At 47.4% G+C, this 15,989-nt stretch carries 17 protein-coding genes and 1 pseudogene; 9 read left to right on the top strand and 9 right to left on the bottom strand.

What is annotated here, in order from left to right; genetic code table 11:
* The first annotated feature begins 33 nt into the window (after positions 1-33).
* From ACI0FF_RS15960 to ACI0FF_RS15940, 5 genes are all read left to right on the top strand, one after another.
* Positions 34-1,203, top strand: coding sequence for an NnrS family protein (locus ACI0FF_RS15960; RefSeq protein ID WP_419797755.1), 1,170 nt, complete (start codon positions 34-36; stop codon positions 1,201-1,203).
* Between the two features lie 80 nt (positions 1,204-1,283).
* Entirely contained in the window at positions 1,284-2,504 is a 1,221-nt protein-coding gene (locus ACI0FF_RS15955) for an MFS transporter (protein WP_419797754.1), read from the top strand.
* Positions 2,505-2,761: 257 nt separating this feature from the next.
* Positions 2,762-3,301, top strand: coding sequence for a DUF2975 domain-containing protein (locus ACI0FF_RS15950; protein ID WP_419797753.1), 540 nt, complete (start codon positions 2,762-2,764; stop codon positions 3,299-3,301).
* 4 nt (positions 3,302-3,305) lie between these two features.
* Positions 3,306-3,533 carry a helix-turn-helix domain-containing protein gene (locus ACI0FF_RS15945; protein WP_419797752.1) on the top strand — a complete coding sequence of 76 codons (228 nt, stop codon included), beginning with the start codon at positions 3,306-3,308 and terminating at the stop codon, positions 3,531-3,533.
* A 321-nt stretch (positions 3,534-3,854) separates the two neighbouring features.
* Entirely contained in the window at positions 3,855-4,271 is a 417-nt protein-coding gene (locus ACI0FF_RS15940) for a hypothetical protein (RefSeq protein ID WP_419797751.1), read from the top strand.
* Here the strand turns inward: ACI0FF_RS15940 and ACI0FF_RS15935 are convergent.
* From ACI0FF_RS15935 to ACI0FF_RS15915, 5 genes are all read right to left on the bottom strand, one after another.
* Positions 4,255-4,644, bottom strand: coding sequence for a hypothetical protein (locus ACI0FF_RS15935; RefSeq protein WP_419797750.1), 390 nt, complete (start codon positions 4,642-4,644; stop codon positions 4,255-4,257). The genes ACI0FF_RS15940 and ACI0FF_RS15935 overlap by 17 nt on opposite strands.
* A 67-nt stretch (positions 4,645-4,711) precedes the next feature.
* Positions 4,712-5,215 carry a dihydrofolate reductase gene (locus ACI0FF_RS15930; RefSeq protein ID WP_419797749.1) on the bottom strand — a complete coding sequence of 168 codons (504 nt, stop codon included), beginning with the start codon at positions 5,213-5,215 and terminating at the stop codon, positions 4,712-4,714.
* Positions 5,215-6,009: a thymidylate synthase gene (locus ACI0FF_RS15925; RefSeq protein WP_419797748.1), complete on the bottom strand. Its 795-nt coding sequence runs from the start codon at positions 6,007-6,009 to the stop codon at positions 5,215-5,217. The genes ACI0FF_RS15930 and ACI0FF_RS15925 overlap by 1 nt, the downstream gene beginning before the upstream one ends.
* 53 nt (positions 6,010-6,062) lie before the next feature.
* On the bottom strand, positions 6,063-7,112 hold the full coding sequence (queG, locus tag ACI0FF_RS15920) for a tRNA epoxyqueuosine(34) reductase QueG (protein WP_419797747.1): 1,050 nt from the start codon (positions 7,110-7,112) through the stop codon (positions 6,063-6,065).
* 2 nt (positions 7,113-7,114) lie between these two features.
* Positions 7,115-7,897, bottom strand: coding sequence for a hypothetical protein (locus ACI0FF_RS15915; protein ID WP_419797746.1), 783 nt, complete (start codon positions 7,895-7,897; stop codon positions 7,115-7,117).
* Between the two features lie 45 nt (positions 7,898-7,942).
* Between ACI0FF_RS15915 and msrA the strand changes: the two genes are divergently transcribed.
* Both msrA and ACI0FF_RS15905 read left to right on the top strand, forming a co-directional pair.
* The gene (msrA, locus tag ACI0FF_RS15910) at positions 7,943-8,431 is read left to right on the top strand and encodes a peptide-methionine (S)-S-oxide reductase MsrA (RefSeq protein ID WP_419797745.1); all 489 of its coding nucleotides are present in this window, start codon (positions 7,943-7,945) and stop codon (positions 8,429-8,431) included.
* Positions 8,432-8,575: 144 nt separating this feature from the next.
* On the top strand, positions 8,576-9,319 hold the full coding sequence (locus ACI0FF_RS15905) for a response regulator transcription factor (RefSeq protein WP_419797744.1): 744 nt from the start codon (positions 8,576-8,578) through the stop codon (positions 9,317-9,319).
* Between the two features lie 58 nt (positions 9,320-9,377).
* Here the strand turns inward: ACI0FF_RS15905 and ACI0FF_RS15900 are convergent, their stop codons facing one another.
* The 4 genes from ACI0FF_RS15900 to purB form a co-directional block, all read right to left on the bottom strand.
* Entirely contained in the window at positions 9,378-10,151 is a 774-nt protein-coding gene (locus ACI0FF_RS15900; protein WP_419797743.1) for an ATP-binding cassette domain-containing protein, read from the bottom strand.
* Positions 10,148-10,855, bottom strand: coding sequence for an ABC transporter permease (locus tag ACI0FF_RS15895; RefSeq protein WP_419797742.1), 708 nt, complete (start codon positions 10,853-10,855; stop codon positions 10,148-10,150). Before ACI0FF_RS15895 ends, ACI0FF_RS15900 begins: the two co-directional genes overlap by 4 nt.
* Positions 10,856-10,926: 71 nt before the next feature.
* Positions 10,927-12,084 (bottom strand): phosphoserine transaminase, encoded by a 1,158-nt coding sequence (locus ACI0FF_RS15890; RefSeq protein WP_419797741.1) that lies wholly within the window; start codon positions 12,082-12,084, stop codon positions 10,927-10,929.
* Positions 12,085-12,195: 111 nt separating this feature from the next.
* Positions 12,196-13,584: an adenylosuccinate lyase gene (gene purB / locus ACI0FF_RS15885; protein ID WP_417820045.1), complete on the bottom strand. Its 1,389-nt coding sequence runs from the start codon at positions 13,582-13,584 to the stop codon at positions 12,196-12,198.
* A gap of 313 nt (positions 13,585-13,897) precedes the next feature.
* Between purB and ACI0FF_RS15880 the strand changes: the two genes are divergently transcribed.
* Together ACI0FF_RS15880 and ACI0FF_RS15875 are read left to right on the top strand one after the other, a co-directional pair.
* Positions 13,898-15,082, top strand: coding sequence for a tyrosine-type recombinase/integrase (locus tag ACI0FF_RS15880; protein ID WP_419797740.1), 1,185 nt, complete (start codon positions 13,898-13,900; stop codon positions 15,080-15,082).
* Positions 15,083-15,144: 62 nt separating this feature from the next.
* Positions 15,145-15,923: pseudogene (locus ACI0FF_RS15875) on the top strand (IS5 family transposase).
* The last annotated feature ends 66 nt before the right edge of the window (positions 15,924-15,989 follow it).

The raw sequence follows: 15,989 nt of genomic DNA, 5'->3' as shown, positions 1-15,989 counted from the left end.
CCAACTAGAATACTCAGTTTTATGAAGGAAGTCATGGCCCGCGTTTTTTTGGATATCGGTGAACCCGTTCAGCCTTACAGTGGTCCGGTTTTGTTTTCATCCGGTCACCGCGTTTTTTTCCTGTTTACGGCTCTTAGCGGCGTTGCCTTTTTGCTCGCGTGGCTGTTCGGCTATGCGGGGATGGTTGACCTGAGTTTGGCGTGGCATGGACACGAGATGGTCTTTGGCTTTGCCAGTGCGGCCATTGGCGGCTTTTTGATGGCGGCTGTCCCCAAATGGACATCCAGCAAGAATTTTGTCGGGCGGCCTGTTGTTATTATGGCGATCTTTTGGCTGTTGGGTCGTGTCGGAATTTTGGCTGCGGAATTGAACGATGCTTTCGTCTATCTGGCATGGTTGGATTTACTGTATTTGCCGATGCTGTCTTATGAAATTGCTAACCGTATTGTCGGGGCGCAGAATAAACGTAACTTTATTGTGCCGCTTATTCTTGTCTTTTGGTGTTTATCAAATGTGGCGTGGCATTTCTGGGATACAGCGAATGCAGCGCGAGCAGGCGTTTACATGATTATCGCGATTGCATCTCTGATTAGTGCCCGCGTGATCCCTGCCTTTACACAAAATGCGCTACGCATGAAACTGCAGAGCAACATTACCTGCACCACTCCGCAATGGACGCATCTTGCAACAGTGGTTTTGGTGCTGTTGTTGGCGATAGCAACGTTATTTGATGCCCCGGATCTGGTTAAAGGCGTGATTGCGAGTGCAACAGCGATCGTTCTTATCTATCGCATGGCGCGGTGGCATTCCTTTCAAACACTGGATAACCCGATTGTATGGGTTTTACATGCCGCCTATGTTTGGTTACCGATTGGGTTTGCCCTGACAGGTGTGGCCCATTTGACGGATTTCCTGAACCCCAACCAGGCCTTGCACGCTTTAACAACGGGTGGGATCGGCATGTTGATTTTGGCGGTTGCTTCGCGTGCGGCATTGGGCCATTCAGGTCGTCCGTTAAAAGCCTCAGGTTTGACTGTTGCTGCATATCTTATTGTGACGGCGGCAACTTTTGTCCGGGTGATTGAATTAAATTCAAACTGGGTGATCGCGTCCGGGGTTTTGTGGGTGATCGGTTATGGTCTGTTTGCGGCGGTTTATGCCCCGATTTTGATCCGCCCGCGTATTGACGGTTTACCAGGCTAAAATCGTTTAAGTATTTCTTGCGATTGCAACTTTGATGGGTTGTGGGCATAGTTCTTCGAAATTCGTTTCAGGAGAAAACAATGTCACACAGCCCAACTGCAATGGTGTTTCGGGTGTTTATCCCCTTCGCCTTCGGTTATTTTCTGTCTTACCTGTATCGGGTGGTCAATGCGGTAATTGCACCGGATTTGATTGCCGATCTGGGTTTGGGCGCGGATATTTTGGGGTTGTTGACGGCGTCTTATTTTTTGACGTTTGCAGCGTTTCAGATTCCATTAGGGGTGCTACTGGATAAATATGGCCCCCGTCTGGTCGAAGCGGCCCTTTTGATCTTTGCTGCCTTGGGGGCAGCCGTTTTTGCGATGGCCGAAGATAGTGCCAGTCTGATTGCAGGTCGGGCCTTGATCGGCTTTGGCGTTTCAGCCTGTTTGATGGCTTCCTTTAAGGCATTTACTGTTTTTTACGATACGAGCAAACTCCCTTTGGTCAATGGCTTTATCATGGCAGCAGGTGGTATGGGGGCGTTGGCCGGTACCGCCCCGACCGAACTGGTTGTTCAGGAAATTGGCTGGCGTGGTGGGTTTTGGGGCTTGGCGGCCTTGACGCTGGTTTGTGCGTTGTTTGTGTATCTGCTGGTTCCCTCGACCAAGCGCCCGGAACATAAAACCACAATTGCTGAACAAATGAACGGTGTAAAAGAGGTTTTCACCAGTCGTTTTTTTTGGCGGGTCGCGCCGATTACCATGATGTCGCAAGCCAGTTTTATTTCCGTTCAAAGCCTGTGGGCGGGACCGTGGCACCATGATATTGCAGGATTGGAACGCGTTGATGTTGCAGGCAGCTTATTTTGGGTTGCAGCAGCAATGGTTGCCGGTTTTTTGGGGCTCGGGGCACTGAGCGAACGATTGGGGCGAATGGGGATCAAGACAATCTATGTTGCGGGAACCGGTATGTTCTTTTTTATGCTCTGTCAAATCGGGATCATTACGGAATGGGCGCTCGATTGGCCTTGGATCTGGATTGCCTTCGGCTTTTTCGGGACATCGGGCATTTTGCAATATGCGGTTCTGTCACAGCATTTTCCCACGCATTTGGCAGGCCGGGTCAATACAGCGATTAATCTGATGGTTTTCATTACCATTTTTATTTTGCAGTCTCTCAGCGGACAGGTCATCAATCTGTGGGAAACCACGACCAGTGGTGGTTATGATCCTGTGGCCTATCAGGCGGCTTTCGGGATGTTTTTGTCTTTGCAGGTTGTTTGTTTTATCTGGTTTATTTTACCCAGAAAGGGGACTTGATCCCCCTTTGCTTGGCAAAAGGTTGTTTGTTTCAGGTTTGTTTGTGCCAAGAAAAGATTTGCGCCGCAATGGGGGAGGCATCATAAGCTCGTTTTTCCTTTTATAGGCTCATGAAATTTAACAAGTATTTTGCGTAATACATTGGAGGACGATAAATGTTTTTTCAGAGAGATAATTTGTAAAATTAAATTAATTATTGTTTTTCGATAAAAAATTATCAATAATCAAGAAAATTAATTATTTTAAAGGATCTGATTATGTCTCAGCAAAACCTTGTGCGTATCCAACGGATGAGCCGTTTTTTTCGCTGGTTATTTACTTTTCTCCTCATTGCCAGTCCAGTTCTGACGGTTATGTTCTGGATCAATTTTAATAACTTGCCAGAAGGTTTTCGTGATGAACTCCTCATTCCACCGCAAGAAATAATCTCGAACCTGCAAATTGCACTGGCTGCTATGATTAATATGTTGCCTGTTGGTGCGGGTATGTATGTCATTTTTACATTTCGCCGTTTATTTTGCCTTTATGAAAGAGGGGTTATTTTTACACGACAAAATGTTGCCTGTTATCGTCACATCGGTTACGGCACACTTATATATGCCTTTACAGATTTGGTGTACAACACGGCCCTAAGCGTTATTTTGACTTTCCATAGACCTGAAGGTGAGCGCCAACTTCAAATCAGCATTGGGACGGTGGACCTGACAACCCTGACTGTGGCCATTATGCTTTTATTGGTTTCATGGGTTATGAATGAAGCTGCGCAAATGGAAGAAGAACGATTGTATACGGTGTAATTCAATGGCCATTACAGTCCATTTAGACGTTATGCTTGCCAAACGTAAAATGCGCTCAAACGAGCTTGCAAAAAAAGTCGGTATAACGGAACAGAACATCTCCATTCTAAAAACAGGAAAAGCCAAAGCGATCCGTCTTTCTACCCTAGATGCCATCTGTAAAGGGTTAGATTGTCAACCGGGTGATCTCTTTTCATATGATAGTTCGATTGAGGATTGCGAAGATGCCTAGGCCGTAAACTCATAAAATAGACTTGTTTGGCGGAGATAAATTTTAAGATGGGCTAGGCATGAAACCCGCAGAAGTGCGCGCACTTTAAGGGTTTTATAAGGACGAAGAATCTTAAACTTTATCCCGTCCCTATGGGATTTGTCGGAAATACAGGCAAATACGGCGTCAAAGCCTTTTGAAAGTGAATGGCACTTCCTGCAAGTCTTTTCCTTGCCTTGCCTGTATTTCCGACAAACCAAAACTAGTCTATTTTATGAGTTTACGGCCTAATAGGTTTGCTCAGATACTGGCGTTATGTTAGGACTTTGAGAATACTTGTATATGTACCTTGAAAAGATTAACGCCATGCATCTTCTCACCTATCAGGCAAAGCACTTTAAGAATCTCTATCGTCTTTGTTCCATTGGCGGACATACAAGCGAGGATTTATCCCACGCCTTTGACTATATCTTTGCCGAGCCTCATGCGACACTTGGCATTATTTTAGATATACAAAACGGCCTCTCCCTTTTTCCAAAAGAAGGGGCCGTTGTCTTTGCCCGCAAAGCTAACGAATATGGGATAAAGGCCTGTATTCTTGCGGTTGTTGTTCAACAAGATGATATCGAAAATGTGCGTACACGATATGAGTTATACCCAGAACTGGTTCGGCAATATATCGAGATGACGGTTGAACTCTTTTCGAATGAGGCAGAAGCAACCTTATGGATTAATCAACAGCTTACTTCATCGCGATAAGTGGGACAGAAACAGCCTGATTGGATTTCCCTTTTGCATTTTCTTCGGCTCGCGCCATCATTTCTTTTTGAATTGTTTCCTGAATTGCCTGCTCAATCGCGGCCCGTTGTTCTGCCGGTAACTGGTTAAACTGTTCTTCTGTTAAGCCCATTGCCGCTAAGACTTTCTCACGGATTTTTTCTTCCAGTTTTTCCTGCTGCATATCGGAAACATATTTTCCGAAACCTTTGTCCATGATTTGATTTTTGACCTGATTTTGTTCTTCCAGCATGGCGGCAAAATCGGTTCCCTGAGACTTGCCTTGTCCCATATTGCGCAAACCTGTTTGGGGAATATTCACCGCATAGGTTTTACCATCAACAACAATGTCCATTTTTCTCTTCCTCAAGGGTTAATGTTTCCTTAAGAAAAAGCAAAAGCCATGCCATGAAACCGAGAATTTAAATGCGATCAAACACCACAAAGCTATAATTGGGTTTGTCTTGTCCATCTCCTTGATGGTCTTCGCGGGAGACTTCCTGCCAAATTGCCTTGTCCAGTGCGGGAAAGCCTGCATCATGGTCATAGTCGCGATGGACTTCGGTGTAATAAATCCGGTCCGCGCGCTCTATCATCATCGCATAGATCTGTGCACCGCCCACAACCATCACTTCCCCGGCATTTTTCGCCTTCGCCTCGGCAAAAGCTGCCGAGAGGGCATCGTCCAGATCATGGCATACCAAAACATTGTCAGCTTGCCAATTTTGGTCCCGCGTTACCACGATGTTTAGACGACCGGGCAGAGGGCGACCAATAGATTCAAACGTCTTGCGTCCCATAATCATGGGCTTGCCCATCGTTGTGGCTTTGAAATATTTAAAATCCTCCGGGATATGCCAGAGCATTTTATTATCCTTGCCAATTGCCCCGTTATTGGCAACCGCCACAATCATACTGATCTTCATTACACCGCCACCGGTGCAGAGATATGAGCCTGTGGGTTATAATCCACCAATTCAAAATCATCGAAAGTAAAATCAAACAGGTCTTTCACGTCCGGGTTCATTTTCATTGTTGGCAACGCCCCCGGTGTGCGTGACAATTGCAATTCCACCTGATCCATATGATTGGAATAAAGATGTGCGTCCCCAAACGTATGGATGAATTCGCCCACTTCCAAATCACAAACCTGCGCCACCATCATGGTTAATAAGGCGTAGGAGGCAATATTGAACGGAACACCTAAAAAAATATCGGCACTGCGCTGGTAAAGTTGACAGGACAGTTTGCCGTCTGCCACATAGAATTGAAAGAGACAATGACATGGCGGCAAGGCCATCTCTTCAATATTGGCAACGTTCCATGCGGAAACAATTAAGCGGCGTGAATCTGGATTGTTTTTAATTTGCTGAACCAGATTGGTAATTTGATCCACATGGTTACCATCCGGTGTCGGCCAGGACCGCCATTGATAACCATAGACAGGGCCGAGATTGCCCTCGTCATCTGCCCACTCGTCCCAAATGGAGACCTTATTCTCTTTCAGATATCTAATGTTGGTATCACCCTTCAAAAACCATAACAGTTCATGAATGATTGAGCGTAAATGCAGTTTTTTGGTTGTCAAACACGGGAAGCCTTGTGACAAGTCAAAACGCATCTGGTGCCCAAAAACACTGTAGGTCCCCGTCCCGGTACGGTCGCTTTTATAAACGCCGTTATCACGCACGTGACGCATAAGATCCAGATACTGTTTCATTTATACTCTACCTTATAGATACCTGAGGGCCCATTTGTCCGCACTCTACAATATTAAATCGACGTTTTCGACTCTTTATCCAACATCAACAAAGTCCACTTCGCAGTCTCGCTGATAACCGGATGTTCATCTTCAATCAAGGCGACAACCTTGTCACGCAATTCCAGACATCGCCCATTGGCAATGGCAATCAGAACATTGCGAATGAACCTGTGTCGTTTAATGCGTTTCACCGGGGAGGCCCGAAACAGTTCGCGAAATTCTTCATCATTCAACCCGACCAGATCCCCCAAACGCGGGGCCATAAATTCTGCACGCGGTTTAAAATCTTTTTCCTTGGTCGGTACGCTGAACTTGGTCCAGGGACAAACGGCAAGACAGTCATCACATCCATAAATCCGGTTGCCCATTTTCAGGGCGAGTTCCGGTTCAATCACACCGTCATATTCAATGGTCAGATACGAAATACATTTGCGTCCATCAATTTTGCCTTCGCCTATAAAGGCATCCGTTGGGCAAACAGTCAAACAGCTTGTGCACGATCCACAGCTATGCTTGTGGGCTTGATCCGGCTCGATCTCCAACGTCGTATAGATCTCCCCCAAAAACAGCCATGATCCAAATTTACGCGAGACAAGACAGGTATGTTTGCCTTGCCAACCCAGCGCCGTTTGCGAAGCGATTGGTTTTTCCATAACGGGGGCCGTATCGACAAAGACCTTTAGCGCGCAGCCCCAGCGGTCCACCATCTCGCGTGCCAGTCGTTTCAGGCGTTTCTTTACCAGATCATGATAATCCCGGTTTTGGGCATAACAGCTGATAATGGCGCGATCCGGGTGATCCAATAATGCCATCGGATCTCCTTTTGGTGCATAGTTAATGCCCAGTACGATAATGCTTTTTGCCTCGTTCCACAGCACGGTCGGGTCTGCGCGGCGTTCTTCGGTGGTTTCCATCCAGTCCATTGTGCCGTGGAAACCGCGTTCGTTATATTCTTTTAAATCCGCCTTATGTTGATCGGTGGTTTGGGCCGCGCAAAATCCCACATCATCAAACCCGATTTCCAAGGCAAGTTCGCGGATTTTCTGTTTGATATCTTCCATGGCTACAACTCTTTTCGTGCCAGCAATAATTGACAGGCCCGTTCCATTTCCTGTGCGCTGATTTCTATGCCTTCAAGTGAGGCACTCATATTGACAGCACGGACTTGCGAGGGGCTTTCCTTATGAAATAAATCCAATGCTGCTCCACCGCCATTCAATATATCGCGAATGACAAGGGGGCTGCACATGCCGGCTTCTTCAACCACCGGACAGGCAACAATATTGTGAATGGCTGTTAGAAATTTGGGCCCGACAATCTGTGGCACCATTTGCCCTTCAATCCGCTGAATAATCGACAAGCAAGAATGAATATAAAAATCCAGAAAGCTGTTGTCCTGTGTAAAAAGAAAAAAGGCATTGTGAATTTTGCGGTATGCCCTCAACCTGCCTTTTTCATCCCGTTGTACCCAGACTTCGCGCCCGAAGGCATATTGTGTATTGATATTCAGCTCGAAACGCTCAGGCGCAAAAACCAGCATGTCGGCATCCAGCCACATCACGCGATCATAGCCTTCTGCCAGTAATTCTTTCGCGAGCAGTAAGCGTCCAAGGTCCGTTGCAACGACAAGGCGCTCTTTGGTCTTCTCCAGATACCACGCAGGTACCCGATCAAACAGCTCATCCCCATAGAAACGATAGTCCGCACCCATTCTGTCCGCCCAAGATTGTACCGATTGCAAACATAGAGCAATCCAGTCGGGTACATCGTTATTTCGATAGGACTGATAGACAACGGTCTTCATATTTTCGTGATCGGCCTGTTTAATTCCGTTTGAATAGGCCATATCTATAGAACCGAACGACACAGTGCAAAAGATAAAGGTGACCTTATGTCTAAAGAATATAAATCTGCTACTTTCGCTGCCGGATGTTTCTGGGGCGTTGAAGCCCGGTTTCGCGATCAGGATGGGGTCGTCGACGCCGAAGTCGGCTATACTGGCGGACACAAACTTGACCCGACCTATCGTGAAGTTTGTACAGACACCACCGGTCATGCCGAGGCTGTCCACCTGCGCTATGATCCCACGCGTGTTTCTTTTGAGGATTTACTGGAACTATTTTTTGAACTACACGATCCGACCACACTTAATCGTCAAGGACCGGATGTGGGTAGTCAGTATCGTTCCGCCATCTATTATCATGATGACGCTCAGCAACAAGCTGCTGAATTGATGATCGAAAATATGAATACTAACCATCGATTCGCAGACCCGATCGTCACAGAGGTTGCCCCTGCAGGAACCTTTTATCGTGCAGAGGAATATCATCAACAATATTTCGACAAAACAGGTCGCCGAGGGTCGTGCTATTTACGTTAAAGTTGTGTGATGCCTGAATGTGCACCGTTATTTACGCAAAATATAACTTGTGCATATCCCTGTATAGAAATTAGCAGTTGCGAAAAACGTGATATGCCCATATTATTTCAAAATATTTCAACAAGAATAAAAAACGGGCTAACCATGGGCGAAACAAAACACATTCTGATCGTCGAAGACGACCCGGTTGTGGCTGACGTGGTCGCCGCATGTCTTGAAGATGCGGAATTTGAAACCACCATAACATCTTCTGGACAAGCTGCCCTGAATATTATCTCAGATACACATGTTGACTTGTGTGTTGTTGATTTGGGCCTGCCCGATATGGATGGCCTATCTCTGACACGCGAAATTAAAAGCCGTACCAGTATTGGTATTATGATCCTCAGTGGTCGCGGAGAAACCACCGAACGGATCATTGGCTTGGAAGTCGGCGCCGATGATTACTTGGGGAAACCGTTTGAACCCCGCGAATTACTTGCCCGTGTGCGCAGTATCATCAGACGTACACAACCCAGTACACAAGCGACAACGCAAACCACGGTGCCGGGCGGGGTACAACGCTCAGATTTGTCATTTATTTTCGATGGTTGGAAGGTTGATCTTGCTTCCTTAGAAATTACCGGACCGGACGGGATGCAGCCACAATTATCCAATAGCGAATTTAACCTGCTGCAAGCCTTCATTGAACATCCCAATCGTGTTCTCAGCCGTGACCAATTGCTTGATCTTGTACACGGTGACAATACTCCAGCCTTTGATCGCAGTATTGATGTTCAGATCACACGTCTACGTAAAAAAATTGAAAGCGACCCGAAAGCCCCAAAATTCATCAAAACGGTGCGCAATCGCGGTTATATGTTTACGGCTAAAGTTACACGGGATTAAGTCCTGTCCCGCTTGGGATTTGTTTATTTTTACGCAAATGCGTCGTCGCAACCTAAATTCAGTCGCTCGGGATTTGCTCTATACCACCCCCAGGATATAAATCTTTCTTTTTCTTCCACCACAACAATTCACCACGCACAAAAGCCTGCGCCAGATCATTTTTTGGCTGTTGGAAAAAGTCTTGCACGCAGGCCTGTTCCAAAACACGCCCGCGATGCAAAAACAACACGTCGCTGCCTAAACGTTTGGCCTGTCCCAAATCATGGGTGCTCATCATAATGGTCGTGCCTTCTTCTGCAATCAAGCGTGTGGTTTCTTCAATCGCATGGGTCGCGCTTGGGTCCAGACTGGCGGTTGGTTCATCCAAGAACAGGACGTCCGGTTCCATCGCCCAAGCCCGCGCCAGTGCAAGGCGTTGCTGTTCCCCAAACGATAAAAGCCGTGCGGGATGGTTTGCCAAACGGGCCAATCCTACACGGTTTAAATAATCAAAGGCGATGTCCCGACGTGATTGGCGTGCTACACCGTTGCATTTCAGGCCATAGGTGATATTGGCAAGGGCGGTTCTGCGTAACATGACAGGCCGTTGAAAAACCATTGCTTGTTGGATCGCTTGTCCCTCTTGTTCTTCGCTCCATTGCACCGTTCCGGAATGGGGAATTAACAAGCCATGACACAGACGCATCAATAAGCTTTTACCCGCCCCGTTCGCCCCCAAGATCATAAGGCGTGAACCCGCAGGCAAATCAAACGAAACATCTTTGATCAAGCGAATACCACGGGCTTCAAAACACAGGTTTTTAACCTGTAAAAGAAAATTTTCCTCCTTCATGCGCCCATCCTTTTTCGGGCAAACTCACCCAGCACATATGCAATGGCATTCACCCCCAACGCCAAGGTCAATAAGACAATCCCAAGTCCCAGCGCCAAGGCCAAATCGCCTTTACTGACTTCCAGTGCAATTGCGGTTGTCATGACCCGTGTCACATGATCAATATTCCCCCCGACGATCATTACCGCACCAACCTCGGCACTTGCCCGACCAAAACCAGCTAAGACAGCCGTAAACAGGCTAAAACGTCCATCCCATAACAAAGTCAAAACCACTTGCCATTTGCTGCACCTAAGTGAGGTTAATTGTTCGCGGTACTCCCCCCACAAATCTTGTACGACCTGCCGGGTCAAGGCTGCGATAATCGGGGTGATTAAAATGACTTGTGCTATGATCATCGCTGTCGGTGTAAATAGCAGGCCGAACACCCCCATCGGTCCGGCGCGTGACAACGCCAGATAGACCAGTAAGCCGACCACGACAGGGGGTAATCCCATCAGGGCGTTCAAGATGACAACGCAGGCTTTTTTCCCCGGAAAAGAAAGAAAGCCAACCAACGCACCGAGTGGTAAACCTATCAAAGCTGAGATTAGTACAGCCGTAAGGCTGACATGCAATGACAACAGGACGATCTCGATCAGATTTCCGTCCGCTTCATAAATCAAATCAAACGCTGCCGCAAAAGCTGCCCAGAATTCCGCCACAGTCCACCCTTGAGACGCCCAAGAAAAAACCCATCGTACAATAAATCAGACGATGGGTTCTTTTTTTTATTTTAGGAATATTGCGTGGCGATTTCGGCCAGCCCCCAATCCAGCCAAGGGGTCAAGAGCCGCAGATCATCTGCCTCCACCGTTGCCCCGCACCAGATACGCAAGCCTGCCGGTGCATCCTTGTAAGATCCGATATCGTAGGCGGCCTCTTCTTCATCCAGCAAAGCCACCAGTTTCTTTGCAGCCTTTGTCTTATCTTCATCGGACAAAGCTGCAAACCAGTCCGCCGTAATGGATAAGCAGACCGATGTATTGGAACGTGTTGCCGGGTCAATAGATAAAAAGCTCACGTTCTTGTTGCCATTCACCCAGTCTTCCAATACTTTCAGATTGGCTTGAGAACGTTGGATCAAAGCATCCAGACCGCCAATTTCTTCGGCCCAACGCAAACCATCCAGCGCATCTTCCACACATAACATGGACGGTGTATTGATCGTTGCCCCGGTAAAGATGCCTTCCATCAATTTTCCATCTTTTGTCATACGGAAGATTTTTGGCAAAGGCCAAGCTGGCTTGTAGCTTTCCAGACGTTCAACCGCACGCGGGGACAGCACCAACATACCGTGTGCGCCTTCGCCACCCATGACTTTTTGCCAGGAATAGGTCAGTACGTCGATTTTATCCCAAGGGATATCCATCGCAAAAACAGCTGAGGTCGCATCACAGAAGGTCAGCCCTTCGCGGTCATCCGCAATCCAGTCTCCATTGGGAACACGTACACCTGACGTCGTGCCATTCCATGTAAAGACAACGTCGCGCGAGAAATCAATTGCATCTAGATCAGGCAATTGCCCGTAATCAGCACCAAAGACCCGTACATCTTCAAGACCCAGTTGGTTTTTAACATCTCCAACCCAGCCTTTACCGAAGCTTTCCCATTGCAGCATATCGATACCACGTGCGCCCAGCATGGACCAGAGTGCCATTTCCACTGCCCCCGTATCAGATGCCGGCACAATCCCGACACGATAATTGGCAGGAATGTTTAACACAGCTTTGGTCCGGTCAATAACTTCCGCCAACTTATCTTTACCGATTTTGGCCCGATGCGAGCGACCCAGTGGCGCCCCTTTCAACGCCTCCAGCGTAAAGCCGGGGCGTTTGGAACAGGGACCGGAAGAAAAATTGGGATTGGCAGGTTTCAATACAGGTTTGGTCATGGCTTTGCCTTAAAAGTAAAAAAGGGCCGTTCTCTCAATCATTCTGAGAGAACAGCCCTTGTTTATAGAGAAATTGAACCTTCGCCAAGACGAAGATTTCAATTTGTCACATTACCCGAATACGCGATTGAAGATCACATCCACACGTTTGGTGTGATAAGAAATGGAATCTTCATCCAACAGGGTTTTGAGCTGTTCAACCGTCAAATGTTCTGTCAAACCTTCGTCTTTGGACAGGAAGAAGAACAAGCGGTTGTCATATTCTTGTGCTTCTTTTTCCGTCGCATCCAGTTCGACCTGACCATCCGGGTTATCGGGATCAATGCCGTAGGATTTCCAAACGCGCATGGCATTACGCTGCACAATGCGGTAGCTGTCTTCGCGGGACACACCGTTTTGCGTCAGGAACAACAGAACGCGCTGCGCATCATGCACGCCACCGAAATTGTTCATGTGGTCCAGCATGTTTTGCGGATAAACAACCAGTTTTTCAATGGTGCCAGCTAAACGTCCCAATGCAAAATCAAGTGTTACGGTTGCATCTGGGCCGATCATACGTTCAACGGACGAATGCGAAATATCGCGTTCATGCCACAGGGCAACATTTTCAAGGGCCGGTGTGACGGCCATACGAACGGCACGTGCCAGACCAGTCAGATTTTCTGTCAGGATCGGGTTGCGTTTGTGCGGCATAGCACTAGAGCCTTTTTGCCCCGGTGCAAAATATTCCTGTGCTTCGCGGACTTCCGTGCGCTGCATGTGACGGATTTCAATGGCGATATTTTCCATCGAAGAAGCAATCATCCCCAGCACGCAGAAATAATTGGCATGACGATCACGTGGAATAACCTGCGTTGAAATCGGTTCCGGTGTCAGGCCCATTTGTTCTGCCACATATTCTTCAACACGCGGGTCAACGTTGGCAAATGTACCAACCGCACCGGAAATGGCACAAGTTGCAATTTCTTCGCGGGCACGAACCAAGCGTTCGCGGTTCCGGCTCATTTCCGCATAAAAACGGGCAAATTTCAGACCCATTGTCACAGGCTCAGCATGAATACCGTGTGAGCGACCAATGCAGACCATATATTTTGTTTCTTCAGCGCGTGTTTTCAGCGCCGCCAGCAAACGGTCCAGATCTTTCAACAGCAAATCTGCCGCCTGCATCATTTGAACACCAAGGCAGGTATCCAAAACATCGGAGGAAGTCATGCCCTGATGTACAAAGCGCGCTTCGGAGCCAACATTTTCAGACAGTTCCGTCAAAAAGGCGATGACGTCATGTTTGACTTCCATCTCGATCTCATCAATACGCGCAATCCGCTCCGGCGTATATTCTTTCTGGCCTTTTTCCCAAATTACTTTGGATGTACCGGCAGGGATTACCCCCAACTCTTCCATCTTTGTGGCAGCGTGGGCTTCAATTTCAAACCAGATACGGAACTTGTTGGCGGGTTCCCAGATATCTGTCATTTCCTTACGGGAATAGCGCGGGATCATATGATTAGTCTCCTTTAGACATGGCGGTTTTCGGCGGCTTTCGGCGATTCATCGCTAAAAATCGCCATCCTCAAGGTGTGTAAATGCGTGCATCAGCGTGTGAATGAGTTTGCCGTGTTGGGTGCGTATTGCTTGCTACTGAATACTCAGTTTAGAAGCGTCATACACATTCATAGTGAATCACTATGGAAAATCGGCGTATTTACTATGCAGATACGATTTACTGGGCTGGTTTTTAATGATTTTTCCGGTTTGGTCAATGTCTGATAGGGCTATGTCGATAAAAATATTATAAAACAGATGGATACACGACATGGCCCCACGCAAGAACAAATTGAAACTGACAAACGCAATCATTCCCCGCCTCGAATCTAGTTACACATGGGATACCGAAGTAAATCAATTCGGATGCCGTTACTTCCCAAAATCCGGCAAACGAACCTTTATCCTGAGATATCGTGGTATCAATCGTAAGCAGCGAGAGTTTCGTATCGGTGTGTTCCCGGCAATGAGTGTTACGACGGCTCGTGATACGGCCAAACGATTGATCGGTCAAATCATGCTGGGTAATGATCCTCAGCATCAGCGTAAATTGAAGATGCACCAAGCCATCACTTTCGCGGATGTTGTGGATGCGTATGTAATCTGGGCCTCACAGAACGCCAAGAAAAACTCGATTGGTGAGATCGACACCTTCACCCGCATTCACATTAAACCTCGGTTTGGTGACCAGTATATCTGCGATATGACCATCGGCCTTGTCCAACGTGTATATGATAAATCAATAACCAAGTTGTCGATCAGCTACACCAACAAAATGATTGATTGGGCACGCACCATCTGGAATTGGGGAAAAAAGCGTGAAATGGTTGAAGGTGAAAACCCATTTATCATTGTTCGGAAGAAGACCCGCCGCCGTCGCAAACGTATCCTGAAACCATCCGAGTTTTCTAACCTATGGCAGGCCATCGAAAACAATCGATACCGTGGCACCATCTGCAATGTGTCATTGAACGCCATTGAAATGTTCATTCTGACACCGCTCAGAAAAACCGAAATCTATCGCCTACGATGGATGAATGTCTGCGATCAAGAAAACATGATCCGCGTCACCGACCACAAAACCGATCACCTTGAACCTGATATAGAGTTGTTTATCACTGCACCACTGCGTGAGCTACTGGATGGAATGCCCCGGACCAGAACAGGATGGTTGTTCCCGTCACCAAAATCTGAAAGTGGGCACATCGAAGACATCGACAGTGCATGGAAAACCATCCGTAAGGAAGCTGGTATCTCCGATTGCACGATGCACGACATGAGACGCTCGTGGAACAGCATTGGAGCATCACTCGGCCACTCACCGGCTGAGATGGCTCAGGTTATCGGTAATAGCACCAAAGTGAACGAGGAACACTATTGGCATTTACTTGAAGATTACCGTCGTGAAATCAGCGAGAAAGTTGCTGATAAAATCGTTTCATTTAGGTCCTGTTGACAAAGTGGGTTCACAAATTGCTTAGAATGTGATTCAAGACTTCTTTTTATGAGGAGAAGTCTATGCGGAATTTGATGAGCGACGATGAATGGTTATTCTTCGAGCCATTCCTTCATGCCCAAGGGCCAAAATCTGGCCGTCCTCCCTCAAATCACCGCCTCACTCTTGATGGTATTTTTTGGATTGCCCGGACAGGAGCACCTTGGCGTGACCTCCCCAATTACTTCGGTAAATGGTCCTCTGTTTATCGTCAATTCCGCCGCTGGACATTGCTCGGCGTTTGGGATGTTCTACTGGATGCCTTGAACGATGCCAAAGCCGTTCCAGATACAGTGCAAATGATAGATAGCACAATCATCAGAGCCCATCATCAGGCTGCTGGGGCAAAAGGGGGACTCAAAAAGAGGGTCTCGGCCGTTCAAAAGGTGGCTTTACGTCCAAAATACACCTTCGAACAAATGCCGAAGGCTTGCCAATAGCTCTGGAAATCAGCGAAGGCCAAACATCAGATTACAAAGGGTATGCTCCATTGATGGAATGGGGTGGTCCAGATGCCAAGGTTCTATTGGCAGACAAAGGCTACGATGCAAACTCCATTCGGGACGATATGGAGAAACGCGGTGGATACGCCATGATCCCAATGCGGAAAAACCGAAAGGAAATCACTCCCGTTGATGATTTCGTATATGGCTTGAGAAATCAGGTTGAACGCTGCTTCAACAAACTCAAAAATGCTCGCCGGGTTGCAACTCGGTATGACAAGACGATGCTCAGTTTCCTTGGCTTCGTGCAGGTCACATCAATTCGGGTATGGGTAAAATACTTTGTCAACAGGACCTAGCATCCAAGCGGATGTTATTAGGAGAACGTAGGACTCCGCTTTTCCATTCATCGTACATTTGACAGC

Origin of the sequence: Terasakiella sp. 4MB5A (assembly GCF_050058155.1) — a bacterium.
Lineage (GTDB): Bacteria > Pseudomonadota > Alphaproteobacteria > Rhodospirillales > Terasakiellaceae > Terasakiella > Terasakiella halodenitrificans.
This window is presented reverse-complemented; position numbering and strand designations above follow the sequence as displayed.